Raw genomic sequence first — 25,445 nt, 5'->3', positions numbered from 1 at the left:
TCCCCTAAAGCCCGTATATGCAAAAGGACGCGCGATCTTGCGGGGATCGCACAGCGGCAGATACCGCGCCAAAATATCAACCAATCCATAAAAAAATCAATTATTGCGAAAAGTATTGATTTGCATTCTCAATAAATGATAATGCCGCGATCAGGCAATCCTAAATAAGGGTACGGGGATGAAAATTTTTGGCGCTATTGCTGTCGTTGCGTTGATGGTCGCGGGGACCGTTCACGCAGCAGAAACCGTCACGATCACCGATGTGGCAGGCCGCGAAGTTTCGGTCAGGGTTCCGGCAGAAAAGCTTATTCTTGGCGAAGGTCGCCTGATTTACGGCCTTGCGACGCTTGATAGCGCAGAACCGTTCAAGCGAGTCGTTGGCTGGCGCGATGACCTCAAAAAGGCCGATCCGCAGACCTATGACATCTATGCCGCCAAATACCCGTCCATTAACGATCTGCCGACTTTCGGCGGGATCAAGGATGGCACATTCGATATCGAACAGGCCATCGCCCTTAAACCCGACGTCATCGTGATGAACCTTGAAGCCAAGGGTGCCACCGAAGACGCGGCCCTTGACGAAAAGCTGGCCGCTGTTGGCATTCCGCTGGTTTATATCGATTTCCGCGAACGCCCGATTGAAAACACCGATACCAGCATGCGCATTCTGGGCACCATTACCGGTGAACAGGACCGTGCCGAGCAATTCATCAAATTCCGCAACGATAAAATCGCCGTTGTGACCAATCGCCTTGCCAAGGCCAACCCGGCCAAACCTAACGTTTTCATCGAACGCGCAGCCGGTTTTTCCGATGAATGCTGCATGTCGTTTGGCAATGAAAACTTTGGGAAAATGGTCGAGATTGCCGGTGGCACCAACATCGCCGCAGCAATCATTCCGGGCACATTCGGCACGATCAACCCCGAACAGGTTGTCGCATCGAACCCCGATCAGGTCATTGCAACCGGCGCAAGCTGGGAAGCCTATTCACCGGGCGGAGCATGGGTCGGACTCGGCCCGAATGCAGACATGGAAGAGGCCCATCGCAAGCTTGAAAACCTTATGAACCGCCCGGCATTCACCGGCATCAAGGCCGTTGAAAACAGCAAAATTCATGCGGTCTGGCACCAGTTCTATAACAGCCCCTATCAGTTCGTGGTCATCGAACAGATGGCAAAATGGCTGCATCCGGATCTGTTTGCCGATATCGACCCGGAGGCATCGTTCCGCGAACTGCATGAACGGTTCCTGTCAACGCCGTATCAACCGGGTTACTTCGTTTCCGTTAGCGATCAGAACTGATTTCCATGATCTCCGACCAAACCACCATTCCGGTAGGGAGCACGCATTACAAGGCACGCTCCCTGCGTCGTGTCCTGATCCTGACCGGCATGACGATTGCGCTGTTCCTGTCCTTTGCTGTTGATCTGGCAACCGGACCGGCCAATTATCCGCTGTCTGACGTGATCTTTGCCTTATTAAACCCGTCGGATGCCAGCGATCAGTTGCGCGTCGTGATCTGGGAAATCCGCATGCCGGTCGCCCTGATGGCGCTGACCGTGGGTGCCGCCCTTTCGACCGCAGGTGCGCAGATGCAAACCATCCTTGCCAACCCGCTTGCCAGCCCGTTTACATTGGGCATTTCGGCCGCAGCCGGTTTTGGCGCGGCTTTGGCACTGGTTCTTGGCGTCGCGATCCTGCCTGCTTTTGTCGAATTCATTATTCCGATCAATGCCTTTGTCATGGCGATGGCAACCGCGCTGATCATTCATTTTTTCAGCCGGATGCGGGGTGTTACGGTTGAAACCATCGTCCTTTTGGGGATTGCGTTGGTCTTTACCTTCAACGCGCTTCTGGCGTTGCTGCAATATCTTGCCAGCGAACAGGCATTGGCCGCGGTTGTATTCTGGACCATGGGCAGTCTGGTCAAGGCGACCTGGTCCAAGGTTGCCATCACGGCCATTGCCGTTGCCATTGCCCTTCCGCTGTTTACCCGTCAGGCTTGGGCACTGACCGCCCTTCGGTTAGGCGATGCCAAGGCGGAAAGTTTCGGGGTGAATGTCCAATCACTGCGCCTGAAAACCATGTTGCTGGTCAGTATGCTGGCGGCAATCCCGGTTTCATTTGTCGGGACCATCGGTTTCATCGGTCTGGTCGGGCCGCATATCGCCCGTATGCTGGTTGGTGAGGATCAGCGTTTCTTTCTGCCGGCATCAGTGCTGTGCGGCGCCTTGATCCTGTCGGCGACCTCGGTTCTGTCCAAACTTCTGATCCCCGGCGCAATCCTGCCCATTGGGGTGATTACCGCACTTGTCGGCGTGCCGTTCTTCTTCTCGCTGATTTTCGCAAGCCGGAGGAAATCATGGTAACAACACTTCGTCTTGAAGACCTTGGCACCCGTTATGGCCGTGTCCATGTGGTTTCAGGTGTTAGCACACCGGTTCTGACGGGTGGCGACGTGATTGCCGTCATCGGACCGAACGCGGCCGGCAAATCAAGCCTGTTCAAACGCGTTGCAGGTCTTGCCAAGGGTGGCGGAAAAGTGCATGTCGAAACGGCGAATTATAGCCGCAATACGATTTGCTACATGCCGCAGGATACCGGATCGAACGCGGTTCTTTCGGTTTACGAGTCGGTTATTCTGGCCGCCAAGCAGGGATCGTCACTGCGCGTTCAGGCCGATGAACTGACCCGGATTGACGATATTCTGGCCGCCCTTCGGATTTCCGATCTGGCTGCCCGCAATCTGGGCGAACTTAGTGGTGGGCAGCGTCAGCTTGTTGCCATTGCCCAAACGCTGGTGCGTGAACCCGAAATCCTGCTGATGGACGAGCCGACCTCGGCCCTTGATCTGCATCGTCAGATGGAGGTCCTGTCCTTCATGCGCGATATTGCCAAGCGCCAGAAAATGATTGTCCTGATTGCGATCCACGATCTGAACCATGCGCTGCAATATTGCGATCACGCCATGGCAATCCGCGAGGGCCGTATGGTGGCATTTGGCGAATGCGCCAAGGTTATCGACCGTGATCTCCTGCGCGACGTTTATCAGGTTGACGGCCATGTCGAACAAAATTCGCTTGGTCATCCCCATATTGTTCTGCGCGGACCAATTACGTCCGGTACTGTTGCCGAATATCCCGCAGAACGTATTGCCGCCCAATAATCAGTGCGGCAAGCTGAATTCTTTCAGCTTGCCTCTACGCGGTTAATGATGTCGGCCATCAATCCGTGCAGCCGGTCGCGGTAACCAGTGCGGGCCGACGGTTCGGTTTCATCCGATGTCATCGCTACGGTCAGTTCAAGTGCGGGCACGATGTAAAGCATCTGCCCGCCATATCCCCAAGCATAAATCACATCCTGCCCGGCGATATCACGCATGAACCAGCCATAGCCGTATTCATCGCCGGTAAAGCGTGAATTGGTCCGGTACTGCCAGCTTTGGTCGATCCAGTCCTGCGTGACGATTTGCGTCCCGTCTTTTGCCTTCCCGTCATTCCGATAAAGTTCGCCAAAGGCCAGAAGGGAGGCGGTGCTCATCGCCATCTGGTTACCGCCAAAATAAATTCCCTGCGGATCACGATCCCACGCCGTAATGGCAAAACCGTCCAGCGGCCCCAGCCATTCGCGCGCCAGTTCCAGCGTCGATTTTCCGGTTTCACGGGTCAGGATGGCCGACAGCAGGTGGCTTGAACCGGTCGAATACAGCATATCGCCGCCCGGATCGTCGACAAAGGGACGGGCAAGGGCTGCACGCACCCAGTTTGATTGCGCGACCCACTGACCGTAATATCGCCCCGATGTCCGCCCCAGACCGGCCTGCATCGACAAAAGATGCCCGATGGTAATGTCAAACAGGCGCGGATCAGGATCGGCTGGCAACTGATTGCGCAGCAAGGGGGCGATTTTCTGATCCGTCCCACTTAAAACACCGCGGTCAATCGCGATGCCAACCAGTGCTGAAATGATCGATTTCGATGCGGATTTGATATTGGCCGATTGATCAGGGGAACTGCCGTGATGGCCCCTCCGTGCAACCACCTCGCCACGGTGAGCGACCATCACCGCCTGCAAGGGTTCGAGACGCCCGGCATCGGTCAGAATATCGTCAAGCTCCACGGATTGTGCCATGGCGGCAACGGGTGCCATTACCGTCACAAGCAGCAGAACCGCGCTATATCTGTAAATGGATCGTCGAATTGTCTGCACCCTTATTCTACCGGTTCGGAAACGGTGCCAAAGGATGCAAGTGCGCGTTCCATCCGGGCGGCATGAGCATCTTCGACCCGCGACAGGCTTTCAAACCAGTCGGCAATATCATTGAAACCTTCTTCGCGCGCAATACGGGCCATTTCGGGATAACGCGATTTGGCATCGTTCTGTTCGTCGGCAAATGCAGCTTCAAGGTTAAGCCGGGTGGTGCCGATCGGCTGCCCGGTCGCAGGGTCCCCGACCTGTTCAAGAAATTCGAGATGACCGAACGCGTGGCCGGTTTCGGCCTCGGCCGTTGCACGGAACATCTCAGCGATTTCAGGATAGCCTTCGATATCGGCCTGTTGCGCAAAATACAGATAACGGCGATTGACCTGGGCCTCGGCAGCAAATGCCGCACGAAGAAGTTCCTCGGTCCGTGTTCCCTTGAGCACCATTACGGGCTTCCTTTTTTGTCGTTCGGGTCTGGTATTTGCAGTGATGCTGTCATGCATATCGGCAAAAAAAGGGCGATGTTTCCACGGGGAACCATCGCCTCTGTATTTGTCTTGAAAACCCCGCCCGTCAAGCACTGAAGGGACGTTTTGCACCATCGCGGGTGGTTTTCATCGGGCCGTCATGTCGTTGTCACCGCACCGCTATATTTACGCCACACCAGGGTCGCGAATGTCACGGGCGACAAAACAGGTCAGGCGGCGTTACGTGCCGACTGCCGACGCAGTCGAAACACCAGGTCGACCGATTCCAGTTCTGTGCCGCGCGGCATATTGGGAATACGCGCAAGCTGAACCGCCTCGGCGGGAATGTCGCTGAGCATGCCGTCTTCCTCGCAATAGAAATGATAATGCGGGGCTGTATTGGTATCGAAATAGGATCGACCGGAATCGATCACGATTTCATTGAGCAGACCAGCGTCGGTAAACTGGTGCAGCGTGTTGTAAACCGTTGCCAGCGATACCTTGACATGTTGGCTCATGGCTTCGGAATGAAGTTGTTCGGCAGTAATGTGCCGATGACCGTTATCAAACAGCAGGCGCGCCAGTGCCAGACGCTGGCGGGTCGGGCGCAGCCCTGCCGCCTTCAGGCGGTTCAGGGCATGGGTATAAGGACGCGGAGTGGTCGTCATGAAATTGTCCCTTCATACGCTTTTCGGGGTCGCACAATGCCGGGTCAATACCGTTGTAATGTCATATGGCAGTGCCGTATCCCGATCAAATCCAAGCATATATTAGGGAACCACGACGCACCTTTCTTTGATTTTGATCAACTCCAATCGCCTGAATTTTCAACGACTGTTTCGACAGCAAGACAATAAAAAGGGGCCGGAAAACCGACCCCTTTTGTGATCCATGCAGGACCTGTTATCCGGTTTGCGCTTGGCTTAATCACCAGTCGCAATGCGATCCACCAGCTCTTTGACGGTCGGAACAAAGCCATTGGTGTAGAACGGGTCTTCACCAAATTTATAGGCATTGTGACCGGCGAACATCAGTTCGTTTTCGACCGTCGCACCATGCGCGATGTTCTGTAGCGTTTTCTGGATGCAGAAAGAACGCGGATCGGCACGTTTGCCAGTGGTACCCTGATGCTGTTCCCAGTTCGAGAACTGGCACTGCGACAGGCACCCCATGCAATCGATCTGATCTTTCTTGATCGTAAGCGCACTGTCGGGCGTGACAAAAACCATGGTTTCATCGGGTGTCGGCATGCCTTCGGTGTAACCGGCATCAAGCCAGGCACGAACCTTGTCGGCATCGTCTTCGCGGACATAGATCGGACGACCGCGACGGCCCAGCGGAATACCGACATGAAGATCGGCTTCTGCGGTACGCGAATAGCGCACCTGACGATCAGAACGCTGATGCAGGTCTTCCAGGAAGTCGTTGCGAACCGCCGAGCTGTAAAAACCGGTCGGGCTGAATTTATGCAGCGAGACGTCGCCGTCCTGAAGTGTCAGCAGACGGTTTTTCCATTCTTCGGAAATCTCGCTTTCCTTGGTCAGCAGCGGACGGGTCCCGAACTGGAAGGCCACCGGGGCAACTTCCGGATTGTCGAGCCAGTCTTCGTAATCGCGCAGGAACCAGACGCCACCGGCCATAATAATCGGAACATCGTTCAGACCGACCGAATTCATGTATTCGCGAAGGGCTGCAACACGCGGGAACGGATCTTCGGGGACCAGCGGATCTTCGGAATTCGACAGCCCGTTATGGCCACCGGCGCGCCACGGATCTTCATAGACCACGCCGCCCAGCCATTCCGGTGTATTCTTGTACGACCGCAGCCACAATGCGCGGAAAGCACGGGCCGACGATACGATGGGGTAATAATAAACACCATACTGTGCGGCAATCTGGGACACCTTGTAGGGCATACCGGCACCACAGGTCACGCCATGGACAAGACCCTTGGTACCCTCAAGCACACCGCGCAGGATTTCCTCGGCACCGCCCATTTCCCACAGAACGTTCATATGCAGGCGGCCTTCGCCATTCCGCATTTCATGGGCGATCTGTGCCTGGGCAATACCGCCGCGGATGCCGTACGCGATCAGTTCCTGATGGCGTTCACCACGGGTTTTTCCGGCGTAATCGACGGGAACCAGATTGCCATTTTCGTCATAGGAATCGGCATTGACGGCGGAAAACGTCCCGATACCACCGGCCGCAGCCCATGCGCCGGAACTTTTACCCGTCGAAACAGCAATGCCTTTGCCGCCTTCAACCAGCGGCAAGACCTCTTTTCCCGACATGACGAGCGGTTTAAGGGCTTTCAAATTCGTCTCTCCCATTCGGCTTATCATCGCCAGCGATGCGCCGCATCGCATTTGGAAAACCGGACGGCGTGTTGTTGTTATCGCCGTCCGGTTTATCAGATCGGATTATTCAGCGTCACCGGCTTCGAGATCGGCACCGGTTTCCTGGTCAACGCGTTTCATCGACAATTTGATTTTGCCGCGATCATCAAAACCAATGACCTTGACCTTGACCGCGTCGCCATCCTTGACCACATCGGAAACCTGTTTGACGCGTTCCTGCGCCAGTTCCGAGATATGGACCAGGCCGTCACGTGCGCCAAAGAAATTGACGAACGCACCGAAATCGACAGCCTTAACAACCTTACCATCATAGATATGGTTCAATTCAGGTTCCGCAACGATCGATTTGATCCAATCCACGGCCTGCTTGCCTTTTGCACCGTCGGTATGTGCAACCGAGATCGAGCCATCGTCTTCGATATCGATCTTGGCACCGGTTTCTTCGCAGATTTCACGAATGACCTTGCCGCCCGAACCGATAACGTCACGGATTTTGTCCCGCGGGATCGAGAACTGGGTGATGGTCGGGGCATTGCCCGAAACTTCACCGCGGGCTTCCGGAAGGGCCTTCGCCATTTCGCCAAGGATATGCAGACGACCGTCACGGGCCTGCCCAAGGGCGATCTGCATGATGTCCGCAGTCACCGAGGTAATCTTGATGTCCATCTGAAGCGAGGTGATACCGTTTTCGGTACCGGCAACCTTGAAATCCATATCACCAAGGTGATCTTCATCACCCATGATGTCCGAAAGGATGGCGAAATCTTCGTCTTCCTTGATCAGACCCATGGCAATACCGGCAACCGGACGTGCCAGCGGAACACCGGCATCCATCATCGCAAGCGAAGTCGCACAAACAGTCGCCATCGAGGATGAACCGTTAGACTCGGTCACTTCCGAAACAATACGGATGGTATAGGGGAACTGGTCTTTGGCCGGCATCAGCGGGTGCAACGCACGCCATGCCAGTTTACCGTGACCGATTTCACGACGGCCCGGCGAACCCATACGGCCTGCTTCACCGACCGAATAGGGCGGGAAATTGTAATGCAGCATGAAGTTTTCACGGTATTCGCCGTCCAGCGCGTCGACGATCTGTTCGTCCTGACCGGTACCAAGGGTGGCAACGGCAAGCGCCTGGGTTTCACCGCGGGTAAAGATCGACGAACCATGCGCACGCGGCAGAACCGAAACTTCACCCAGGATCGGGCGAACGTCGGCACCGCTGCGGCCATCGATACGCTTGCCGGTTTTCAGGATCGCACCGCGAACGATGTCTTTTTCCAGATCCTTGATGATCGAGGAAATCTTGCCTTTAAGGGCATCGGCGATTTCTTCTTCGGCCAGCTTCTCGGCAATGGCGGCTTTGGCGTTCGCAACAGCAGCCGAACGTTCCTGCTTGACAACATGGCTGTATGCTTTGGTCAGGCTGTCGGTGCCAAGGGCAGCAACTTTTTCGACCAGCGCATCATAGCCTTCGGGCAGTTCAGCGATATCGCGCGGCTCTTTCGCGGCGTCTTCGGCCAGCGAAATGATCAGATCAAGAACCGGCTGGAAATGGTCATGACCGAACTTGACCGCACCAAGCATGATTTCTTCGCTCAGTTCGGAGGCTTCGGACTCGACCATCATCACGCCTTCGCGCGTACCGGCAACCACGAGGTCCAGATCGCTTTCGCGAATCGCTTCAGTGGTCGGGTTGAGGATATATTCCCCGTCCTTGTAACCGACGCGTGCGGCACCGATCGGGCCGAGGAACGGCAGACCGGAAATGGTCAGGGCCGCAGATGCGCCGATCATGGCAACCACATCCGGATCGTTTTCCATGTCATGGGACAAAACGGTACAAACGATCTGGGTTTCATTGCGGTATTGCGGGTGGAACAGCGGGCGGATCGGACGGTCGATCAGACGCGAAACCAGGGTTTCCTTTTCCGACGGACGGCCTTCACGCTTGAAGAAACCACCCGGGATTTTACCGGCAGCAAATGCCTTTTCCTGGTAGTTGACGGTCATCGGGAAAAAGTCGATATCCGGGCGCGGCGATTTCGCGCCAACAGCGGTACAAAGCACAACAGTCTCGCCATAAGTGACCATAACGGCACCGTCAGCCTGACGTGCGACCTTGCCGGTTTCGAGAACCAGCTTGGCGTTCCCCCACTGCATTTCCTTGCGGACGACATTAAACATTATTTTCTCTTCCTCTTACAAACCTTCAGCGGACCCGGATAGTCATACACGAGTTCCGAACACATTAATTATGAGGCTTTCATAAAAGCTGCATAATTAATGGGTCCGGACCAAGCAAAGAGACCGGCCCATCCGATCCTGCTTTCCCATGTTTCCCGATCCGCTCGGGACATTAAAAAAACGACGGCGGAGGGGATCAACCGCCTCCGCCGCAGTTCGATATCAGCGGCGAATACCGAGGCGTCCGATAACGGTCTCGTAACGCGACTGGTCTTTGCGCTGCAGGTACTTCAGCAGACGACGGCGCTGGCCGACCATCATGAGAAGACCACGACGGCTGTGGAAGTCGTGGTTATGTTCTTTCATGTGTTCGGTCAGGTTCTTGATCCGCTCGGTCAGGATTGCAACCTGGACTTCGGGGGAACCGGTGTCACCGTCTTTCTGAGCGTATTCTTTGATCAGCTCAGCTTTGCGTTCAGCAGTAATCGACATCAGGCATCCTTTCGCCTTTAGAGATTAAAAACACGTACAGGCCGGATTTCGCCGCCACTGATCTCCGCCAACGCAACCGCGCGGTCATGGAGCATGGCGCAGACGATATCGTCCTGCACGACGGGGATTTCGAGAGCGTTGCGTTTTGCCACCGGCAACAACCCGACAGGTTGTCCACTCGACAGCCGCTGCGCCTCGACTTCGGTCAGGGCCAGCGCCGGGATGTCGTCCAGCGCGGTCTCGACCGGAAGCAATTTCTCCAACACCGCATCCGGTTCCATCGCGAGCAATTCCGCAAGCGGGATTGATCTCGTTTCGGGAAACGGCCCCGCCGAAGTCCGGCGAAGCGCGGATATATGGCCGACAGAACCAAGGCGCAGCGCAATATCGCGCGCCAAAGACCGCATATATGCCCCTTTACCCGAAACAACTTCGAGAACAGCATGATCGCGATCCGGCATATCGACCAGTCGAAGATCCTTGATCAGAATCGGACGCGGTTTAAGCACCACGTCTTCATCGCGACGCGCAAGATCATAGGCGCGCTTGCCATTGACCTTGATCGCCGAAAACTTTGGCGGCACCTGCTGGATTTCGCCAATAAACTCACCCAGCACAGCCTTGATTTCTTCTGCATCCGGACGATGATCCGAAGTGGCGGTCACTTCGCCCTCGGCATCGTCGGTGCTGCGTGCTTCGCCGAATTTCAGCGTTACACGATAACTTTTGCTGCCATCCATGACATAGGCAACTGTTTTTGTCGCCTCACCAAACGCGATCGGCAAAACACCGGTTGCCAACGGGTCAAGGGTCCCGCCGTGCCCGGCCTTTGCCGCATCAAGCAGACGACGCACCTGATTGACCACGGTCGAAGACGTGATTTCCAAGGGCTTGTCGACCGCCAGCCAGCCATTAATGTTTCTACCGCGACGCCGACGCGCCATCAGTCGTCCTCATTTTCATGGTCGCCCGACCCGTCCGCCGCAAGATCCTGTGCAACATGCGGGTCACGCAGGAGGGCACCGATATGGTCGGCAACGTCGAAACTTTTGTCTTCAACAAAACGCAATGCCGGCACGTATTTCATATGAACCGTCCGCGCCACATGGGTACGCAAATGGCCCTTTTGCCGTGTCAGCGCCTTGAACGAGGTTTCCGCCTCGCCCCCGCCAAGCGGCGTAAAGGATACCATGGCATTGCGCATATCCGGGCTCAGACTGACGCCGGTAATGGTTACCGGGCGCCGGGTCAGGTCCGGGTCGTAAATATCTCCGCGCTCAAGCGCTTGCGACAGGGCCTGACGGATTTCCTCCGCCACGCGCAACTGTCGCTGGCTTGGTGCTTTGGCCGGTTGCTTCGCCATATCGTCAATCCACCGTCTTACAGTTCGACGGCGATTTCCTCCTGCTCGAAGCATTCGATCATATCGCCGACCTGCAGGTCATTATACTTGGCGAATGACATGCCACATTCATAGCCCTCGCGGACTTCTTTTACTTCATCCTTGAAGCGGCGCAGTGTCGACAGCTCGCCCGAATGGATCACGACGTTGTCGCGAAGCAGGCGGACACCCGCACCACGCTTGACCGTACCTTCGGTAACCATACAACCGGCAATCTTGTTGCCCGAGATGGTAAAGATGTCACGGATTTCCGCATAGCCCAGGAACTTCTCGCGCACTTCCGGCGACAGCATGCCCGACAGCATCTTTTTGATATCGTCTGCAACATCATAGATGATCGAGTAATAACGAATGTCGACATTATCGCGACGCGACTGTTCACGGGCCTGCTGGTTGGCACGGACGTTAAAACCGATGATCAGCGCATTCGACGCACGCGCCAGCGTGACATCGGACTCGTTGATCCCGCCAACGCCGCTATGCAGAACGCGAACACTGACTTCCTCGTTACCCAGCTTCTGCAGGGTACCGATAAGCGCTTCGACAGAACCCTGCACGTCACCCTTGATAAGGATCGGCAGTTCCTTGACCTCTCCGGAGGTCGAGAACATGTTCTCGAGTGCCGATTTCTTCATCGCGGCAGCCTGCGTTTCGCGGATGCGACGCTGACGATAATCGGAAATCTCGCGAGCTTTTGCTTCGTTTTCGACAACGACAAAGTCATCACCGGCAGACGGCACGCCGTTCAGACCGGTAACCTCGACCGGCATACCCGGAATGGCATCGTCGATGCGAACACCATGGTCGTTGACCAGCGCACGAACGCGGCCCCATTCGGCACCCGTGACAAAGATATCACCGTTTTTAAGCGTACCGCGCTGAACCAGAACCGTCGCAACCGGGCCACGGCCCTTTTCCATACGTGCCTCAACGACAACGCCATCGGCAACACGTTTCGGGTTGGCTTTAAGGTCAAGAACCTCGGCCTGGAGCAGAATGGCTTCTTCAAGTTCGGTCAGGCCGGTGCGCTGTTTGGCCGAAACTTCAACGGCCTGAACATCGCCACCCATTTCCTCGACAACGACTTCGTGCTGAAGCAGTTCGGTTTTCACCTTGGACGGGTTGGCACCCGGCTTGTCGACCTTGTTGATTGCAACAATCATCGGCACCCCGGCAGCCTTGGCATGGCTGATTGCTTCGATCGTCTGGGGCATGACCGAGTCATCGGCCGCAACCACCAAAACCACGATATCGGTCACTTTTGCACCGCGCGAGCGCATTTCGGTAAAGGCCGCGTGACCCGGGGTATCGATGAAGGTGATCTTCGAGCCGGTTGCCATGGTGACCTGATAGGCCCCGATATGCTGGGTAATCCCGCCAGCTTCGCCACCGGCAACGTCGGTTGCACGCAACGCGTCAAGCAACGAGGTTTTACCATGGTCAACGTGACCCATGACTGTCACGACCGGCGGACGAGCGATCAGCTGATCGTCATTATCGTCTGCAGATACCAGCGCTTCTTCAACGTCGGCATCCGATACGCGTTTCATCTTGTGGCCGAATTCCTCGACAACCAGCTGCGCGGTATCGGGATCCAGGCTCTGGTTGATGGTCGCCATCACACCAAGGCCCATCAGGCTCTTGATCACGTCGGCGGCACGTTCAGCCATACGGTTGGCCAATTCCTGGACGGTAATAACATCCGGAACAATGACTTCGCGCACGATTTTCTCTTTCGGCTTCTGCTGGCCCTGCATGCGAGCCTTTGCTTTGGCCTGCTGACGCTTGATCGATGCCATCGAACGACGGCGTCCGCCTTCGTCACCGGTCATCGCATTATTGATCGACAGCTTGCCACGGCGACGGCCTTCGTCACCCTTGGTACGCGCGGCCCGGCCAAGGGCTTCTTCCTCGGCGCGTTTGCGTGCGGCGGCTGTGCGGGCTTCTTCCTCGTCCAGTTCCTTACGGCTTTTCGGCTTGACCGTGGACGGATCCGAACGACGACGTTCTTCCGGGACCAGCGGCTCTGCCGGTTCGCCGGGAATGACGTCTTCCTGTTTCTTGGCAACAGCAGCAGGCTTCGGCTTGGATTTGCCTTTAGTCGTCGATGCCTCAAGTGCTTTCTCGACGTCTTCGACAGAAACCGGAGCTTCTTTCGCCGGGGCATCAGCCGAAACTTTGGCAGCTTCGGCTTCTTCCTGCTTGCGACGTTCAGCTTCTTCGGCCTTGCGCTTGCTTTCCTGTGCCGCGCGCTCGGCAGCGTCGGCTTCTTCCTGCTTACGGCGTTCCTCGGCGGCCTTAAGGGCGGCCATACGGGCTGCGCGCTCGCTATCGGTCAGGTTGCTGTGATCTTCAACCGGTTCCGGTTTTGGTTTGGCAACCGGTTCGGGTTTGGCTGCCGGTGCAGGAGCCTCGGACTGCTGCTGATCGGCAAGAGCGTCCTTCTTCACCTCGCGGAAGCGGCCGGATTCATTCTTTTCGAAAGTCCGCTTCTTGCGCACTTCGACAGTCACAGATTTGGACCGTCCATGCGAGAAGCTTTGACGCACCTGCCCAGCCTCGACCGTCTTGCTCAGTTCAAGTTTCGATCTGTTGAGGCTCAGCGGTTTCTTCTCCTGATCGCGATCACTCATAATCCGTCCAACTTCCTCATTTCCTGCGGGACCGGCATCCTTTGCCTGTCCTGTCCTGTCCGTTCTGCGCAAGCCTGCTTTCAGACCGCGCGAAATCCTTTTAGCCGCCCGAGCGAGCGACCCAGCTGCTTTGCCAGTCCTCCCGGCGCAACAGCCACATGTACTGCTTTCTCGCGACCAAAGGCCGCGCCAATCTCGGCAGCATCCAGAACGGTATAAATCGGCAGATCCCGGGCCTTCGCCTCGATCTTGGATTTTCCGTCCGCAGCACCATCTCGGGCTGCCAATATCAGTGCCGCGCCCTCGTCGATTTGGGCCCGGACTTTTTCGTAACCGGCAACCGCCTGACCGGCACGTCGCGCAAGCGACAGCAGATCGAGGCTTTTCTGAAGCAAAAGCTTCTCGATCCGGTCTGCCAGCGCAGGGTCAATCACGACCTTTTGCCGCGCCGCCTTGGCAAAGGCATTTTTTGCACAGGCGGTATTTATCACATCCCGCGACGGGCACAACCATAATCCCCGTCCGGGCAACCGTTCCTCAAGGTCGGGAACGACCGTATTATCCGGTCCGATCACAACCCTGAGAAGGTCTTCCTTGGACCGGACTTCGCCGGTGACGATACACCGGCGTTCCGGAACCTCGGCTACCTTGCCGCCTTTACGGTGCGACATGGCGTCCTCCGATCAGCCCTCAGGCTTCTTCGCCTTCACCGGCGCTGTCTTCGGAAGCTTCTTCTTCAAGCCCTTCGAACCAGCCAAGCTGACGACGTGCATCCATGATCAGGTCGTTGGCCTGATCCATGGTCATGTTATCCGCATCACCGATATATTCGATCAGTTCGTCGCTTGCCAGATCGGCAAAGTCTTCAAGGGTTTTGACGTTGTTTTCGCCAAGGCGAACAACAACTGCCAGCGACAGCCCGCCAAATTCGACGAGGTCATCGGCAACCTTGAGTTCTTCACGACGCTTCTGAAGACGGTCGGCTTCTTCGGCAAGGAAGGTACGTGCGCGTGTACGCAGTTCTTCGGCGATTTCTTCTTCAAAACCTTCGATCTCTGCCAGTTCGGCCAGCGGCACGTAACCGACTTCCTCGATCGAGGTGAAGCCTTCAGCGACCAGAAGATGGGCAATAACTTCATCAACATCAAGTGCCTTGATGAACATTTCCGCCCGTTTACGGGCTTCTTCCTGGCGACGTTCGCTTTCGTCTTCCTCGGTCAGGATGTCGATATCCCACCCGGTTAGCTGGGAAGCCAGACGCACATTCTGACCACGACGGCCAATGGCAAGGCTCAGCTGATCGTCGGGAACGACGACTTCGATACGGTTGGTTTCTTCATCAAGAACAACCTTGGTCACCTCGGCCGGGGCCAGGGCGTTCACCACAAAGGTTGCCGGGTCCGGCGACCACTGGATGATGTCGATTTTCTCGCCTTGAAGTTCAGCAACAACGGCCTGGACGCGTGAACCGCGCATACCCACACACGCCCCGACCGGATCGATCGAGTTGTCGGACGACTGAACCGAAATCTTGGCGCGCGAACCCGGATCACGGGCAACCGATTTGATTTCAATGATACCGTCGTAGATTTCCGGAACTTCCTGGGCGAACAGTTTCGCCATAAAGGTCGGATGGGTACGCGACAGGAAAATCTGCGGGCCGCGCTGCTCACGACGCACATCAAGGATGAAGGCACGAATGCGATCCCCCTGGCGTACGGTTTCGCGCGGGATCAGTTCTTCGCGGCGCAGGATGGCTTCGGCACGCCCCATATCAACCAGAACATTACCAAATTCGACACGCTTGACGACGCCGTTGATGACTTCGCCTGCACGGTCTTTGTATTCTTCGAACTGTCGTTCGCGTTCGGCATCGCGGACTTTCTGCACGATGACCTGTTTTGCGGTCTGTGCAGCAATACGCCCGAAATCGATCGGCGGCAGCGGATCGATCAGGAATTCGCCAAGCTGAATGTTTTCGTCGCGAATACGTGCCTGTTCGAGCGACATCTGGGTGAAGTCGTTTTCGATATCATCCGTGACCTCGACGAAACGGGCCAGTTTGATTTCACCGGTTTTACGGTCGATATGGGCACGGATGTCATGCTCGTGGCCATATCTGGAACGACCGGCCTTCTGAATGGCCTGCTCCATTGCGCCAAGAACTTCATCACGATCAATGCCCTTTTCACGGGCAACGGCATCTGCGACCTGCAAAAGTTCCGGCCGCGGCATTCCCGAAGTTGCTTCCATATCCAACCTCTATTCTGCGTTTTCGTCAGACCGGCCCTTGCCGGTGACATGCGCGATCAATTCATCCGTCAGCACCAATTTTGACTTGGCAATATCAGCCAACGGCAACAATTCACGTTCGCCATCCACAATCAGGGCGACCGCATTATCTTCAACTCCATCCAGCTTTCCGCTGAAACGGCGACGACCATTCTGGGCCATCACCAGTTCGACCTTTGCCTCGAACCCGCGCCAGACATCAAAGTCCTTGGCACGCGTCAGCGGGCGGTCGATGCCCGGTGAACTGACTTCAAGGTGATAAGCGCCCGAAATCGGGTCATCTACATCCATCAGGGCAGATACGGTACGGCTGATTTCGGCGCAATCCTCGACATTGATACTGCCGTTGCCATCGGCACGATCCGCCATGATCTGCAACACATTGCTGTCCTTGCCCATCATGGAGACACGCACCAGCTCGAAACCCAGCGCGTTGATCGACGGTTCGATAATCTCCGTGATCCGCATCATCAGCGGGTCTTTCAACTGTTGTCCGATCAGCTCAGCCATATAGCGATGCCATACCCCAAAATGCACAAAAGAGCGGGCGGAGGGCCCACTCTTTGTCAGTATTTACAAAAAGCTTGGCGGCTTTATACAGCCGACTTTGCCAGAAATCAAGTCACGATCCTGACCCTGCAAGCCTTTCAACCAAGGGCTTTGCGCGGGTTTCCTCATACATCCATGAACATTATGGCAGCAATGTCAGGAAGATCGACAATGTAACCCAAATTTATCAGTTAGATGCTCTGTAATTCAGGATGGCCCAAACCTAGCACTGGCACGTCGCCGGAACCGCAAATAGTTGCATTTCTTGCCCTGACGGAGAGCCTTTTGCTCATACCGGGTTTTGACCCAGTCGGCAGGTGGGGTACGCCAGTCTTCCGGGCTTTCCGCAAGCCATTCGAAATCTGGGTGATTATGCATATGCTGCAAGGTCCAAGAGATATATTGCATGTCATCGCTGGCAACCCGGAATTCTGCCCCGTCTTTTAAAAGACGCGCCAGAAGAGCAAGGTTTTTGGGGCCGATAAAACGGCGTTCCGCATGACGCTTTTTGGGCCACGGGTCCGGGAACAACAGGAAAGCGCGATCAAAACAGGCATCAACCAGCTTGTAAAGCAGCGGGCGGGAATCGTCGGCAATGACCCGGACATTGGTCAGGCCGCGTTCGTCAATATGACGCAGCAGGCTGCCAACCCCGTCCATGAACGGCTCCGCACCGATAATACCGGCCTGAGGATTGGCCTCGGCCTGACCGGCCAGATGTTCGCCGCCGCCAAAGCCGATTTCCAGCCAAAGCTGTTCGGGCTTTTTGACGAAATAACCGTTCGGATCGACGCCTCCCTGCTCGGGATAGGTGATACCGATTTTCGGCAGCATCTCATCAACCAGCGTGCGGCGCGAATCCTTGAGCGGACGGCTACCGCGGCGACCATAAAAATTCGGGCGATCCGGGGTCGGTAACGGGCGATTGCTGTTGCGCATTGTCTTATCTGTCAGGACGGGTTCAAAAAAAGGGCTCAAGAATCAAACGGGCGACCCCGAATTCATATCGGGGCCGCCCGCCTCATATCATGTCACACGATTTTGGCAAATCGCGCTTTGGCATTTCTGCCAGTCAGGCGCCGAATGCCGATTTCAGTTCGCCCACCAGATCGGTACGCTCCCACGAGAAACGACCGTCTTCTTCTGCCTGGCGGCCAAAATGACCATAGGCAGATGTCGGGGTATAAATCGGACGGCAAAGCGAAAGATGTTCGCGTATGCCCCGAGGGCTGAGATCCATCAACTGGCGCAGAACGCTGCCCAGTTTGATTTCATCCACATTGCCGGTGCCATGATTGTTGACATAAAGCGCCAGCGGCTTGGAAATACCGATCGCATAAGCAACCTGAATGGTGCAGCGTTCGGCAAGGCCAGCAGCAACCACGTTTTTCGCAAGGTAACGCGCGGCATAGGCTGCTGAACGGTCAACCTTGGTCGGGTCCTTACCCGAAAACGCACCGCCCCCGTGAGGTGCCGCGCCACCATAGGTATCAACGATGATCTTACGACCAGTCAGGCCAGCATCCCCATCGGGACCACCAATAACAAAACGGCCCGTCGGGTTGATGTAAATCTCGTCTTCCGACGGCATCCAGCCTTCCGGCAGGATCGTCTCGATATAGGGCATGACCAGCGAACGGACATCAGCCTGGCTCAGACCGTCAGCATGCTGGGTCGAAACCACAACCGAGGTCGCACCAACCGGCTTGCCATCAACATAACGCAGGGTAACCTGACTTTTGGCATCCGGGCCAAACTCCGCAGATTTCCCGGAATGGCGATCTTCGGCCATTTTGCGCAAGATACGATGCGAGAACTGGATCGGAGCCGGCATCAGCTCGTCTGTCTCGTTGCAGGCATAACCGAACATGATGCCCTGGTCGCCCGCGCCGAGGTCTTTCTCACCAGCGGAGTCAACACCTTGGGCAATGTCAGCAGACTGCTCGTGGACATGACACTCGATTTCGGCCGTTTTCCAATGGAAACCTTCCTGCTCGTAACCGATGGCACGAATGGCTTGGCGAGCGGCTTCGACCATCACTTCCTTGGAAACGCTTTCGGGGCCGCGAACTTCGCCTGCCAGAACCACGCGATTCGTCGTGGCAAGGGTTTCGACGGCAACCCGCGAATCTTCATCTGCGGCAAGAAACGCATCGACGATGGAATCGGAAATGCGATCACAAACCTTGTCCGGATGACCTTCGGAAACGGACTCGCTGGTAAAAAGATATTCGGAAAGAGACATTCAAACCTTCTCCGGTGAAAAAGGAGTTCCATAAACTGGACCGGAGGGCATTGATGCGGGCCTGCATCAATAGCGCCCACTTAGCCTTTTTTTGCGTGGTGGCAAGCGGTCCAAATCCGTCCACGTATCCAATCGGGCATATCGCCTGAACTGCGGTTTTGCCCCAATGACATTTTCAGGTCAAGAAAGATCGACGCATAAGCGTAACGCGCCAATTGCATTTCAAGGATCAAAATGGCCTTACAAAAGCAAAAAGCGCATCTGGTCGGAAGCCATAAATGCGCTTTTAAATTGTTACTCGAGGGTTTTCTATTTTGCGTTTTCGTTGTCTGCAACCAGAATACCCATCGATTTGACCAGTTCGAAAACGCGTTTGCGCTGGGTCGGATCGGTAATCCGGTAATAGGCACGCACCAGCTCAAGCGTTTCGCGACGGTTCATCGGATCGTTATCGAACGGGTCCGGGCTTTCCGACATTTCACGACGTTCATGCACGGATTTTGACGAAATCTCGTCAGGCATGTCGTCAAAGAAGAACGAAACCGGCACTTCCAGAACGCGTGACAGATCATAAAGGCGAGATGCGCCGACACGGTTCGCACCACGTTCATATTTCTGTACCTGCTGGAATGTCAGGCCGATGGCCTCGCCAAGTTTCTCCTGGCTCATGCCAAGCAGGGTCCGACGCAGGCGTACACGTGCCCCGACATGAATATCAACAGGGTTCGGCTTGCCGCTTGCGGTCCGACCCCGACCTCTACCACGGGTGTTTTTGACCATCGTGTTTTCATCCTTAGGCGACATTTTGTGTTGTCCTTCTCACACTCCGACCTACCCGCTCTTATTTCATTGGTGGGACAATCATGGAGCGGTTTGGTGCTTTACACAGCCGCTTTAAGGGATTTGAAAAACCTACTATATCCCAAAACGAGAACGGCCAAGAAGGTTACAATACCGTAAAATAGAATATCGCGCCACAAGTAATATACTGTGGTATGGTTATACACCCCCGAAAGGGGGTGAACCATGACTCCCTCTGCCCTTAAGGGGAGTGTAGCCAGTTCCCGACCGTAAGCATCGTACATCGCCGACACGCCGGTATAGGCAGCCCGGACCATCGGACGCCCTTCCTCGATACTGCGAAAACGGGCTGCTGCCAGATGCTGATAAGGACCGGCACTTTTACCAAACCAGCCATCATTGGTCACATTCAGCAACCAGTCGGGCTGATCTGCATTGTCAATAACAGCTCCCGGGAAAATCACTTCATAGCAAATCAGCGGCGAGAAACTTGGCGTTCCGGCCACATCAAGTGTCTGTGGTCCCGGACCAAAGGAGAAATCGGTGCGTCCTGCCGTCAGCTTCGGGATCGGTATCCATTCCCGAAACGGCACATATTCGCCAAATGGCACAAGGTGAAACTTGTCGAAACTGGCAACGATTTCGCCGTTACTATCGAGAACCTGCACCGAGTTCCAAACCTTGAAGTCATCGGTATCGCGCGGATAAGTCCTTGGCGCGCCAGTAATCAGGATATCGCCCTGATCCAGAACCGATGCCATCTGCAATCGGCGAACCGGCTGGGTTTCGACAAAAAATGTCGCCGCAGTTTCAGGCCAGATCACGATGCGTTTACGATCCGGATCCATAGCGGCAGGGCGGTGTGACAGTCGCAACAATTTGGCAAAATGCTGGTCTTGAAGTTCCGGTATCCATTTTTCGCGTTGGGGAATGTTCGGCTGAACGACCTGTACCATCGGCAGGTCGTCAGAAATGGCTGCATCGGCTGTTTCAGGACCGATCATCGCCAAACGAATGGCACCCCCTCCCCACAGCAGAACCGCAATCATAATCCCCGCAATCGCGGTAATTCGCCCGGCACGTCCGGCAATGACGGTGGCAGGCAAGGTCGCAAACAGGGCTGTAATGACGGATAGCCCGTAAACACCAACAACCGAGGCAAACTGCATCGGTGCCGGATCAATCGCCCAGATATGGGCCAGCAAGTTCCACGGGAACCCGGTCATCAGATGGCCACGCAGAAATTCCGCCACCGCCCAAAGAGCGGCCAGCATCACCGCCCGGCCGATAATCTCACGCGTCAGTCGCCAGCTTGCCCAGACGGCGACCATCGGAAAGAGCGCAAGGCCGCCACCGAGCCCCAGAAGCGCAAAAGGAATCATCCAGCCATAGATTTCCGGCTCGACCAGAAAGGCATGGCTGACCCAATAAAAACCGGCGGCAAAATGCCCGGTCCCGAACCACCAGCCGGCCGACAATGCGCCCTTGTTGCATTTAACGCCATCAAGCGACCAAAGCAGCACTGCAAAGGCCACAGGCAAGGCGGGTAAAAAGAAGAAAGGCGGTAACGCCAATACCGCAACCGCCCCGGACACCAGCCATAAAAAACGCCTGCGCCAGCCCGAAAGGCCGGACAGGCGCGACGCCAGTCTGTCAATCATCGGATGATCCCTGTTTGGAATTTTCGTCACTGATCGCGGCCGGTTCGGTACGGATCAGGTGAATGCGCAAACGCCGGATCCGGCGCGGATCGGCATCCAGAACCTCGAACTGGATACCGGTCGGATGATCGATCAGTTCCCCACGCGCCGGAACACGACCGGCCAGGGAAAAGACCAATCCGCCCAGCGTATCGATATCCTCGTCCTCGTCCTCGTCCAAAAGGCCAAAGCCAAGCTTTTCTTCAAGGTCTTCAACCTCGTAACGCGCATCGGCAATATAGCAGCCATCCGAAAGGCGGATCAGTTTCGGTGTTTGATCAATGTCATGTTCGTCATCAATCTCGCCGACGATTTCCTCAACCAGATCCTCGATCGTAATCAGGCCATCGATACCGCCAAACTCGTCGACCACCAGTGCCATATGGGTCCGTGACAGGCGCATTTCGGACAAAAGATCGAGAACACGGATTGCCGGGGATACAAACAACACCCGACGCAGCAAGGCCTGCAACTGGAATTCCTTGCCTGCCGCAACACAGCCCAGAACATCCTTGATATGGACCATACCGGCGATTTCATCGATAGACTCGCCGTAAACCGGCAGGCGGGAATGCGCCTTTTTCACCATCACCTCGACCAGTTCGTTGAGCGTGATGTTTTTTTCCACCGCAACAATATCGGCGCGCGGGATCATGACATCTTCGGCGGTCATATCGCGAAGGGCGATGATATTTTCAAAAAGCGACCGCTCATGAAGCGAGACGGGCTCGTCATCTTCCTCACTGCGCTCGGCAAGTTCTTCAAGCGTGTCGGAAAGCGATGCTTCGCCGTTTCGCGCTTTGCCACGCTTCAGGCCCAATGCCGATGCGACATTGCCCCATAAGGACCCGTTATCCGAATCCTGACCATTATCCCCGCCTTGGCGAGGGCTGATACTGTCGTGGTCGTCGTCGCGCTGACTATTCTCGTTCATTGTCCTGTTTCGATATCCTGATCTTCGATCGGTTCATAGGGATCATCAATCCCCAGTTCGGCAAGAATTTGCCGTTCAAGTTCTTCCATCTCTTCGGCTTCATCATCAACCATATGATCATAGCCGACAAGATGCAGCGTGCCATGCACTGTCAGATGAACAAGGTGATTTATCAGCACCTTGTTCTGTTCGATGGCTTCACGTTCGCATGTTTCACGTGCAATAACGATATCACCCAGCATCAGGGGCATCTCAGGTGACATCATGAAATCTGCTGCATCACCCGCACTTTCAAGCGCTGCAAAAGATAAAACATTGGTCGGGTTGTCCTTGCCGCGATAATCACGGTTCAATATCCGGACCGATGCATCATCGGATAACCGCACCCCGACCTCGATCACCGGGGCAATGCAAAGAAGCGACGCACCATCCCCTTCATCAGGTGTTCCATCGGTCGGCACGGCGTCTTCTTCCCAAAGCACGCCATCACGTGCGGCCCCTTCAAGGGCTGCGCGCACTGCATTTTCAATCGCATCGATCTCGACCTTTGACCAACTACCGGCTTCAACGTCAAGGTCCAGATCAAGTGGTGCGGTCATCGACCTGATCCTCGCCCTTGTTACCGCGATAACCCTTTTTCAGGCGGTCGCGCAGGGCATCTGCCGCGTCATAGGCCTGCACAATCTTGGTGACAAGCGCGTGGCGCACGACATCACGCTGATCGAATTTGATCGTTACAACCCCTTTGACATCGCCAATGGTTTCAAGTGCATCACGCAAACCCGATTTCGTGCCGTCCGGCAAATCAACCTGGGTCAGGTCCCCGGTCACTACCATTCGCGATCCTTCGCCAAGACGGGTCAGGAACATCTTCATCTGCATCGCGGTCGTGTTCTGTGCCTCGTCGAGAATAACAAAAGCATGGGCCAGCGTCCGACCGCGCATGAAGGCAAGCGGGGCAACTTCGATCTCACCGCTTTCCATGCGCTTGATCACAACATCGCCGGGTAATGTATCGTGCAAGGCATCGTAAAGCGGGCGCAGATACGGATCGACCTTGTCCTTCAGATCGCCTGGCAGAAAGCCAAGCCGTTCGCCGGCTTCGACCGCCGGACGCGACAGGACGATACGGTCAACCTGCCCCTGGATCAGAAACTGGACCGCCATCGCAACAGCCAGATAGGTCTTGCCCGTACCTGCAGGACCAATACCAAAGACCAGCTCGTTATCAAGCATCGCTTCAACATAGTCTTTCTGACGCTTGGAGCGCGGAGAAATCCGGCGCTTTTTGGTCTGAATGGTCAGGCGTGAACCGCCAAACATATCCTTGGTCTGCCCGGTCCACGGATCGGCTTCGTCGGGTTCGGATAAACGGATGGCACCGTCGACCGTTTCGACATCGACATGATCTATTTCCTTGTCACGCAAACGCGCATAAAGCTGCCCCAGAACCTTTTTGGCCTGGGCGACTTTGGGACCGTGTCCGGAAAGGGTTACGACCGATCCGCGACTGGAAACCTGAACGCCGGTGCCTTCGGAAAGGCGGGTCAGGTTTTCGGCCTGCGGCCCATACAAAAGCTGGGCAAATGCATTATCTGCAAATTCGATCTGATCGGTATCTTTGGTCGAGGGTTTGGCTTTTGCCGTGTTTTTTGCCTTGGCTGAGGTGGCAGTCACGCAATTTTCCTTTCAGAATCCCGGTTTTGAACCGGGGCATCGACCAGTTCACCGCCAAGGGAATTAGGCAGCGCTTCGGTGATTTTCAACCTTACGATCTGTCCCAATGCCGATTCCGGCAAACCGCTGACATGAACCGGCTGCATATAGGGGCTTTTTCCGACAAGCTGGCCGTCAAGTTTGCCGAAACGTTCGAGCAGAACATCCATTTCCCTGCCAAGGCAGCTCTTGTTGAATGCCAGCTGCTGTTCGGCCAGAAGAGCCTGCAAACGCATTATCCGCTCGGTCTTTACCGGTTCGGGAACCTGCAATTCCATCGCCGATGCCGGGGTGCCGGGACGCGGGCTGTATTTGAAGCTGAACGCCTGAATGAAGGTGATATCGCGCACGATTTGCATCGTGTCTTCGAAATCCTTGTCGGATTCGCCCGGGAAACCGACAATAAAGTCCGATGACAGTGCAAGATCAGGGCAGGCGTCCTTTAGTTTCGCAACGATCTCGCGATAGGTTGCACCGTCATGTTTGCGGTTCATCGCCTGCAGCACGCGATCCGATCCCGCCTGGACCGGCAGATGCAGGAACGGCATCAATTTAGGAAGATCGCGGTGGGCGGCAATCAGATCGTCATCGACATCGCGCGGATGCGAGGTCGTATAGCGGATACGTTCCAGCCCGTCGATGTCGGACAATTCGCGCAATAACCGCCCAAGGCTCCATTCCCCGCCCTTCGGTCCTTCGCCGTGATAGGCATTGACGTTCTGGCCCAAAAGGGTGATTTCACGCGTGCCCTTGGCAACAAGTTGCCGGGCTTCGTTGATAACATCTGCACCGGGGCGGGAATATTCCGCCCCGCGGGTATAGGGCACAACACAGAAGGTGCAGAATTTATCGCACCCTTCCTGAATGGCCAGAAAGGCTGAATAGCCCTGCCTTGAAACCTGCTGGGGCAGGTGGTCAAACTTTTCCTCGGCCGGGAAATCGGTATCAATGATACGGTCACGCCCGACAGCACGATTGGCGCGCGCCACCATTTCCGGCAATCGGTGATAGGTTTGCGGCCCGAAGACCATATCGACCATCGGCTCTCGGCGCATCAATTCGGCCCCTTCGGCCTGCGCAACACAACCGGCAACGGCAACAATCATCTTGTCTGTTCCGTTGGCTTCCTTGGCTTTTTTGTGTTTGCGAATACGACCGAGATCGGAAAAGACCTTTTCGGCAGCCTTTTCACGAATATGACAGGTATTGAGGATAACCATATCGGCACCTGCGGCGTCGTCGACCGGCTGGTATCCCAGCGGCGCCAATACATCCTGCATGCGCTGGCTGTCATAGACATTCATCTGACAGCCATAGGTTTTTACAAAAAGCTTCTTCGTCACGCTCACGTCTGGATCCGTTTTTGCTCACTCGAATACGTCGAAAAGCGGTGTGAAAACTCACACCGCAACCCGGACATCTTCGATATCTGAAATTCCGGTTACATGAAACCCAATTCA

23 protein-coding genes are annotated in these 25,445 nt (G+C 55.6%); 3 read left to right on the top strand and 20 right to left on the bottom strand.

Going from position 1 to position 25,445, the window contains the following annotated elements:
• Nucleotides 1-178 precede the first annotated feature (178 nt).
• The 3 genes from LG297_RS20825 to LG297_RS20815 are packed head-to-tail and all read left to right on the top strand — an operon-like array spanning nt 179 to nt 3,167.
• Nucleotides 179-1,303, top strand: a complete 1,125-nt coding sequence (locus LG297_RS20825) for an ABC transporter substrate-binding protein (RefSeq protein ID WP_404423745.1) — start codon at nt 179-181, stop codon at nt 1,301-1,303.
• 5 nt (nt 1,304-1,308) lie between these two features.
• Nucleotides 1,309-2,370, top strand: coding sequence for a FecCD family ABC transporter permease (locus tag LG297_RS20820; RefSeq protein WP_404423743.1), 1,062 nt, complete (start codon nt 1,309-1,311; stop codon nt 2,368-2,370).
• Nucleotides 2,364-3,167 (top strand): ABC transporter ATP-binding protein, encoded by an 804-nt coding sequence (locus LG297_RS20815; RefSeq protein ID WP_404423741.1) that lies wholly within the window; start codon nt 2,364-2,366, stop codon nt 3,165-3,167. Before LG297_RS20820 ends, LG297_RS20815 begins: the two co-directional genes overlap by 7 nt.
• Before the next feature lie 23 nt (nt 3,168-3,190).
• On the opposite strand, the gene LG297_RS20810 is transcribed toward LG297_RS20815, so the two are convergent.
• The 20 genes from LG297_RS20810 to miaB form a co-directional block, all read right to left on the bottom strand.
• A complete protein-coding gene (locus LG297_RS20810) occupies nt 3,191-4,150 on the bottom strand; it encodes a serine hydrolase domain-containing protein (RefSeq protein WP_404423739.1) in 960 nt (319 codons plus the stop codon).
• A gap of 62 nt (nt 4,151-4,212) precedes the next feature.
• Nucleotides 4,213-4,650, bottom strand: a complete 438-nt coding sequence (locus LG297_RS20805) for a rubrerythrin family protein (RefSeq protein WP_404423737.1) — start codon at nt 4,648-4,650, stop codon at nt 4,213-4,215.
• Nucleotides 4,651-4,901: 251 nt separating this feature from the next.
• Nucleotides 4,902-5,339 (bottom strand): iron response transcriptional regulator IrrA, encoded by a 438-nt coding sequence (irrA, locus tag LG297_RS20800; RefSeq protein WP_404423735.1) that lies wholly within the window; start codon nt 5,337-5,339, stop codon nt 4,902-4,904.
• Nucleotides 5,340-5,594: 255 nt separating this feature from the next.
• Nucleotides 5,595-6,989, bottom strand: a complete 1,395-nt coding sequence (locus tag LG297_RS20795) for an NAD(P)H-dependent flavin oxidoreductase (protein ID WP_404426975.1) — start codon at nt 6,987-6,989, stop codon at nt 5,595-5,597.
• 105 nt (nt 6,990-7,094) lie between these two features.
• Nucleotides 7,095-9,221, bottom strand: coding sequence for a polyribonucleotide nucleotidyltransferase (pnp, locus tag LG297_RS20790; RefSeq protein ID WP_404423733.1), 2,127 nt, complete (start codon nt 9,219-9,221; stop codon nt 7,095-7,097).
• A gap of 222 nt (nt 9,222-9,443) precedes the next feature.
• Nucleotides 9,444-9,713 carry a 30S ribosomal protein S15 gene (gene rpsO, locus LG297_RS20785; protein ID WP_404423731.1) on the bottom strand — a complete coding sequence of 90 codons (270 nt, stop codon included), beginning with the start codon at nt 9,711-9,713 and terminating at the stop codon, nt 9,444-9,446.
• Between the two features lie 17 nt (nt 9,714-9,730).
• Nucleotides 9,731-10,657 carry a tRNA pseudouridine(55) synthase TruB gene (truB, locus tag LG297_RS20780; RefSeq protein WP_404423729.1) on the bottom strand — a complete coding sequence of 309 codons (927 nt, stop codon included), beginning with the start codon at nt 10,655-10,657 and terminating at the stop codon, nt 9,731-9,733.
• Nucleotides 10,657-11,076, bottom strand: a complete 420-nt coding sequence (gene rbfA, locus LG297_RS20775) for a 30S ribosome-binding factor RbfA (RefSeq protein ID WP_404423727.1) — start codon at nt 11,074-11,076, stop codon at nt 10,657-10,659. Before rbfA ends, truB begins: the two co-directional genes overlap by 1 nt.
• Nucleotides 11,077-11,093: 17 nt before the next feature.
• Nucleotides 11,094-13,748 carry a translation initiation factor IF-2 gene (gene infB / locus LG297_RS20770; RefSeq protein WP_404423725.1) on the bottom strand — a complete coding sequence of 885 codons (2,655 nt, stop codon included), beginning with the start codon at nt 13,746-13,748 and terminating at the stop codon, nt 11,094-11,096.
• 80 nt (nt 13,749-13,828) lie between these two features.
• Nucleotides 13,829-14,419, bottom strand: coding sequence for an RNA-binding protein (locus LG297_RS20765; protein WP_404423723.1), 591 nt, complete (start codon nt 14,417-14,419; stop codon nt 13,829-13,831).
• 19 nt (nt 14,420-14,438) lie between these two features.
• Nucleotides 14,439-16,001 (bottom strand): transcription termination factor NusA, encoded by a 1,563-nt coding sequence (nusA, locus tag LG297_RS20760; protein WP_404423721.1) that lies wholly within the window; start codon nt 15,999-16,001, stop codon nt 14,439-14,441.
• Nucleotides 16,002-16,010: 9 nt separating this feature from the next.
• Nucleotides 16,011-16,550, bottom strand: coding sequence for a ribosome maturation factor RimP (rimP, locus tag LG297_RS20755; RefSeq protein WP_404423719.1), 540 nt, complete (start codon nt 16,548-16,550; stop codon nt 16,011-16,013).
• A gap of 246 nt (nt 16,551-16,796) precedes the next feature.
• Nucleotides 16,797-17,528, bottom strand: coding sequence for a tRNA (guanosine(46)-N7)-methyltransferase TrmB (trmB, locus tag LG297_RS20750; protein ID WP_404423717.1), 732 nt, complete (start codon nt 17,526-17,528; stop codon nt 16,797-16,799).
• Between the two features lie 133 nt (nt 17,529-17,661).
• Entirely contained in the window at nt 17,662-18,834 is a 1,173-nt protein-coding gene (metK, locus tag LG297_RS20745) for a methionine adenosyltransferase (protein ID WP_404423715.1), read from the bottom strand.
• A gap of 309 nt (nt 18,835-19,143) precedes the next feature.
• Nucleotides 19,144-19,638 (bottom strand): helix-turn-helix domain-containing protein, encoded by a 495-nt coding sequence (locus LG297_RS20740; RefSeq protein WP_385969967.1) that lies wholly within the window; start codon nt 19,636-19,638, stop codon nt 19,144-19,146.
• 77 nt (nt 19,639-19,715) lie between these two features.
• On the bottom strand, nt 19,716-21,296 hold the full coding sequence (gene lnt / locus LG297_RS20735; protein WP_404423713.1) for an apolipoprotein N-acyltransferase: 1,581 nt from the start codon (nt 21,294-21,296) through the stop codon (nt 19,716-19,718).
• Nucleotides 21,289-22,269: a hemolysin family protein gene (locus LG297_RS20730; protein ID WP_404423711.1), complete on the bottom strand. Its 981-nt coding sequence runs from the start codon at nt 22,267-22,269 to the stop codon at nt 21,289-21,291. Before LG297_RS20730 ends, lnt begins: the two co-directional genes overlap by 8 nt.
• Nucleotides 22,266-22,868 carry an rRNA maturation RNase YbeY gene (gene ybeY / locus LG297_RS20725; RefSeq protein ID WP_404423709.1) on the bottom strand — a complete coding sequence of 201 codons (603 nt, stop codon included), beginning with the start codon at nt 22,866-22,868 and terminating at the stop codon, nt 22,266-22,268. The genes LG297_RS20730 and ybeY overlap by 4 nt, the downstream gene beginning before the upstream one ends.
• Nucleotides 22,852-23,946, bottom strand: a complete 1,095-nt coding sequence (locus LG297_RS20720) for a PhoH family protein (protein WP_404423707.1) — start codon at nt 23,944-23,946, stop codon at nt 22,852-22,854. Before LG297_RS20720 ends, ybeY begins: the two co-directional genes overlap by 17 nt.
• Nucleotides 23,943-25,328 (bottom strand): tRNA (N6-isopentenyl adenosine(37)-C2)-methylthiotransferase MiaB, encoded by a 1,386-nt coding sequence (miaB, locus tag LG297_RS20715; RefSeq protein ID WP_404426974.1) that lies wholly within the window; start codon nt 25,326-25,328, stop codon nt 23,943-23,945. Before miaB ends, LG297_RS20720 begins: the two co-directional genes overlap by 4 nt.
• Nucleotides 25,329-25,445 lie beyond the last annotated feature (117 nt).

This window comes from Thalassospira australica, assembly GCF_044790785.1.
GTDB classification, from domain to species: Bacteria; Pseudomonadota; Alphaproteobacteria; order Rhodospirillales; family Thalassospiraceae; genus Thalassospira; species Thalassospira australica_A.
The sequence above is the reverse complement of the archived record's forward strand: the minus strand, read 5'-3'. Positions and strand labels throughout refer to the sequence as shown.

Bases quoted from the DNA above. Each gene is read 5' to 3' on its own strand.
- pnp (WP_404423733.1), bottom strand. From the start codon at position 9,221: ATGTTTAATGTCGTCCGCAAGGAAATGCAGTGGGGGAACGCCAAGCTG.
- ybeY (WP_404423709.1), bottom strand. From the start codon at position 22,868: ATGACCGCACCACTTGATCTGGACCTTGACGTTGAAGCCGGTAGTTGG.
- LG297_RS20815 (WP_404423741.1), top strand. From the start codon at position 2,364: ATGGTAACAACACTTCGTCTTGAAGACCTTGGCACCCGTTATGGCCGT.
- truB (WP_404423729.1), bottom strand. From the start codon at position 10,657: ATGGCGCGTCGGCGTCGCGGTAGAAACATTAATGGCTGGCTGGCGGTC.
- metK (WP_404423715.1), bottom strand. From the start codon at position 18,834: ATGTCTCTTTCCGAATATCTTTTTACCAGCGAGTCCGTTTCCGAAGGT.
- LG297_RS20730 (WP_404423711.1), bottom strand. From the start codon at position 22,269: ATGAACGAGAATAGTCAGCGCGACGACGACCACGACAGTATCAGCCCT.
- lnt (WP_404423713.1), bottom strand. From the start codon at position 21,296: ATGATTGACAGACTGGCGTCGCGCCTGTCCGGCCTTTCGGGCTGGCGC.
- LG297_RS20810 (WP_404423739.1), bottom strand. From the start codon at position 4,150: ATGGCACCCGTTGCCGCCATGGCACAATCCGTGGAGCTTGACGATATT.
- infB (WP_404423725.1), bottom strand. From the start codon at position 13,748: ATGAGTGATCGCGATCAGGAGAAGAAACCGCTGAGCCTCAACAGATCG.
- rpsO (WP_404423731.1), bottom strand. From the start codon at position 9,713: ATGTCGATTACTGCTGAACGCAAAGCTGAGCTGATCAAAGAATACGCT.
- LG297_RS20805 (WP_404423737.1), bottom strand. From the start codon at position 4,650: ATGGTGCTCAAGGGAACACGGACCGAGGAACTTCTTCGTGCGGCATTT.
- LG297_RS20765 (WP_404423723.1), bottom strand. From the start codon at position 14,419: ATGTCGCACCGTAAAGGCGGCAAGGTAGCCGAGGTTCCGGAACGCCGG.
- LG297_RS20820 (WP_404423743.1), top strand. From the start codon at position 1,309: ATGATCTCCGACCAAACCACCATTCCGGTAGGGAGCACGCATTACAAG.
- LG297_RS20825 (WP_404423745.1), top strand. From the start codon at position 179: ATGAAAATTTTTGGCGCTATTGCTGTCGTTGCGTTGATGGTCGCGGGG.
- rimP (WP_404423719.1), bottom strand. From the start codon at position 16,550: ATGGCTGAGCTGATCGGACAACAGTTGAAAGACCCGCTGATGATGCGG.
- LG297_RS20740 (WP_385969967.1), bottom strand. From the start codon at position 19,638: ATGTCGCCTAAGGATGAAAACACGATGGTCAAAAACACCCGTGGTAGA.
- irrA (WP_404423735.1), bottom strand. From the start codon at position 5,339: ATGACGACCACTCCGCGTCCTTATACCCATGCCCTGAACCGCCTGAAG.
- rbfA (WP_404423727.1), bottom strand. From the start codon at position 11,076: ATGGCGAAGCAACCGGCCAAAGCACCAAGCCAGCGACAGTTGCGCGTG.
- nusA (WP_404423721.1), bottom strand. From the start codon at position 16,001: ATGGAAGCAACTTCGGGAATGCCGCGGCCGGAACTTTTGCAGGTCGCA.
- trmB (WP_404423717.1), bottom strand. From the start codon at position 17,528: ATGCGCAACAGCAATCGCCCGTTACCGACCCCGGATCGCCCGAATTTT.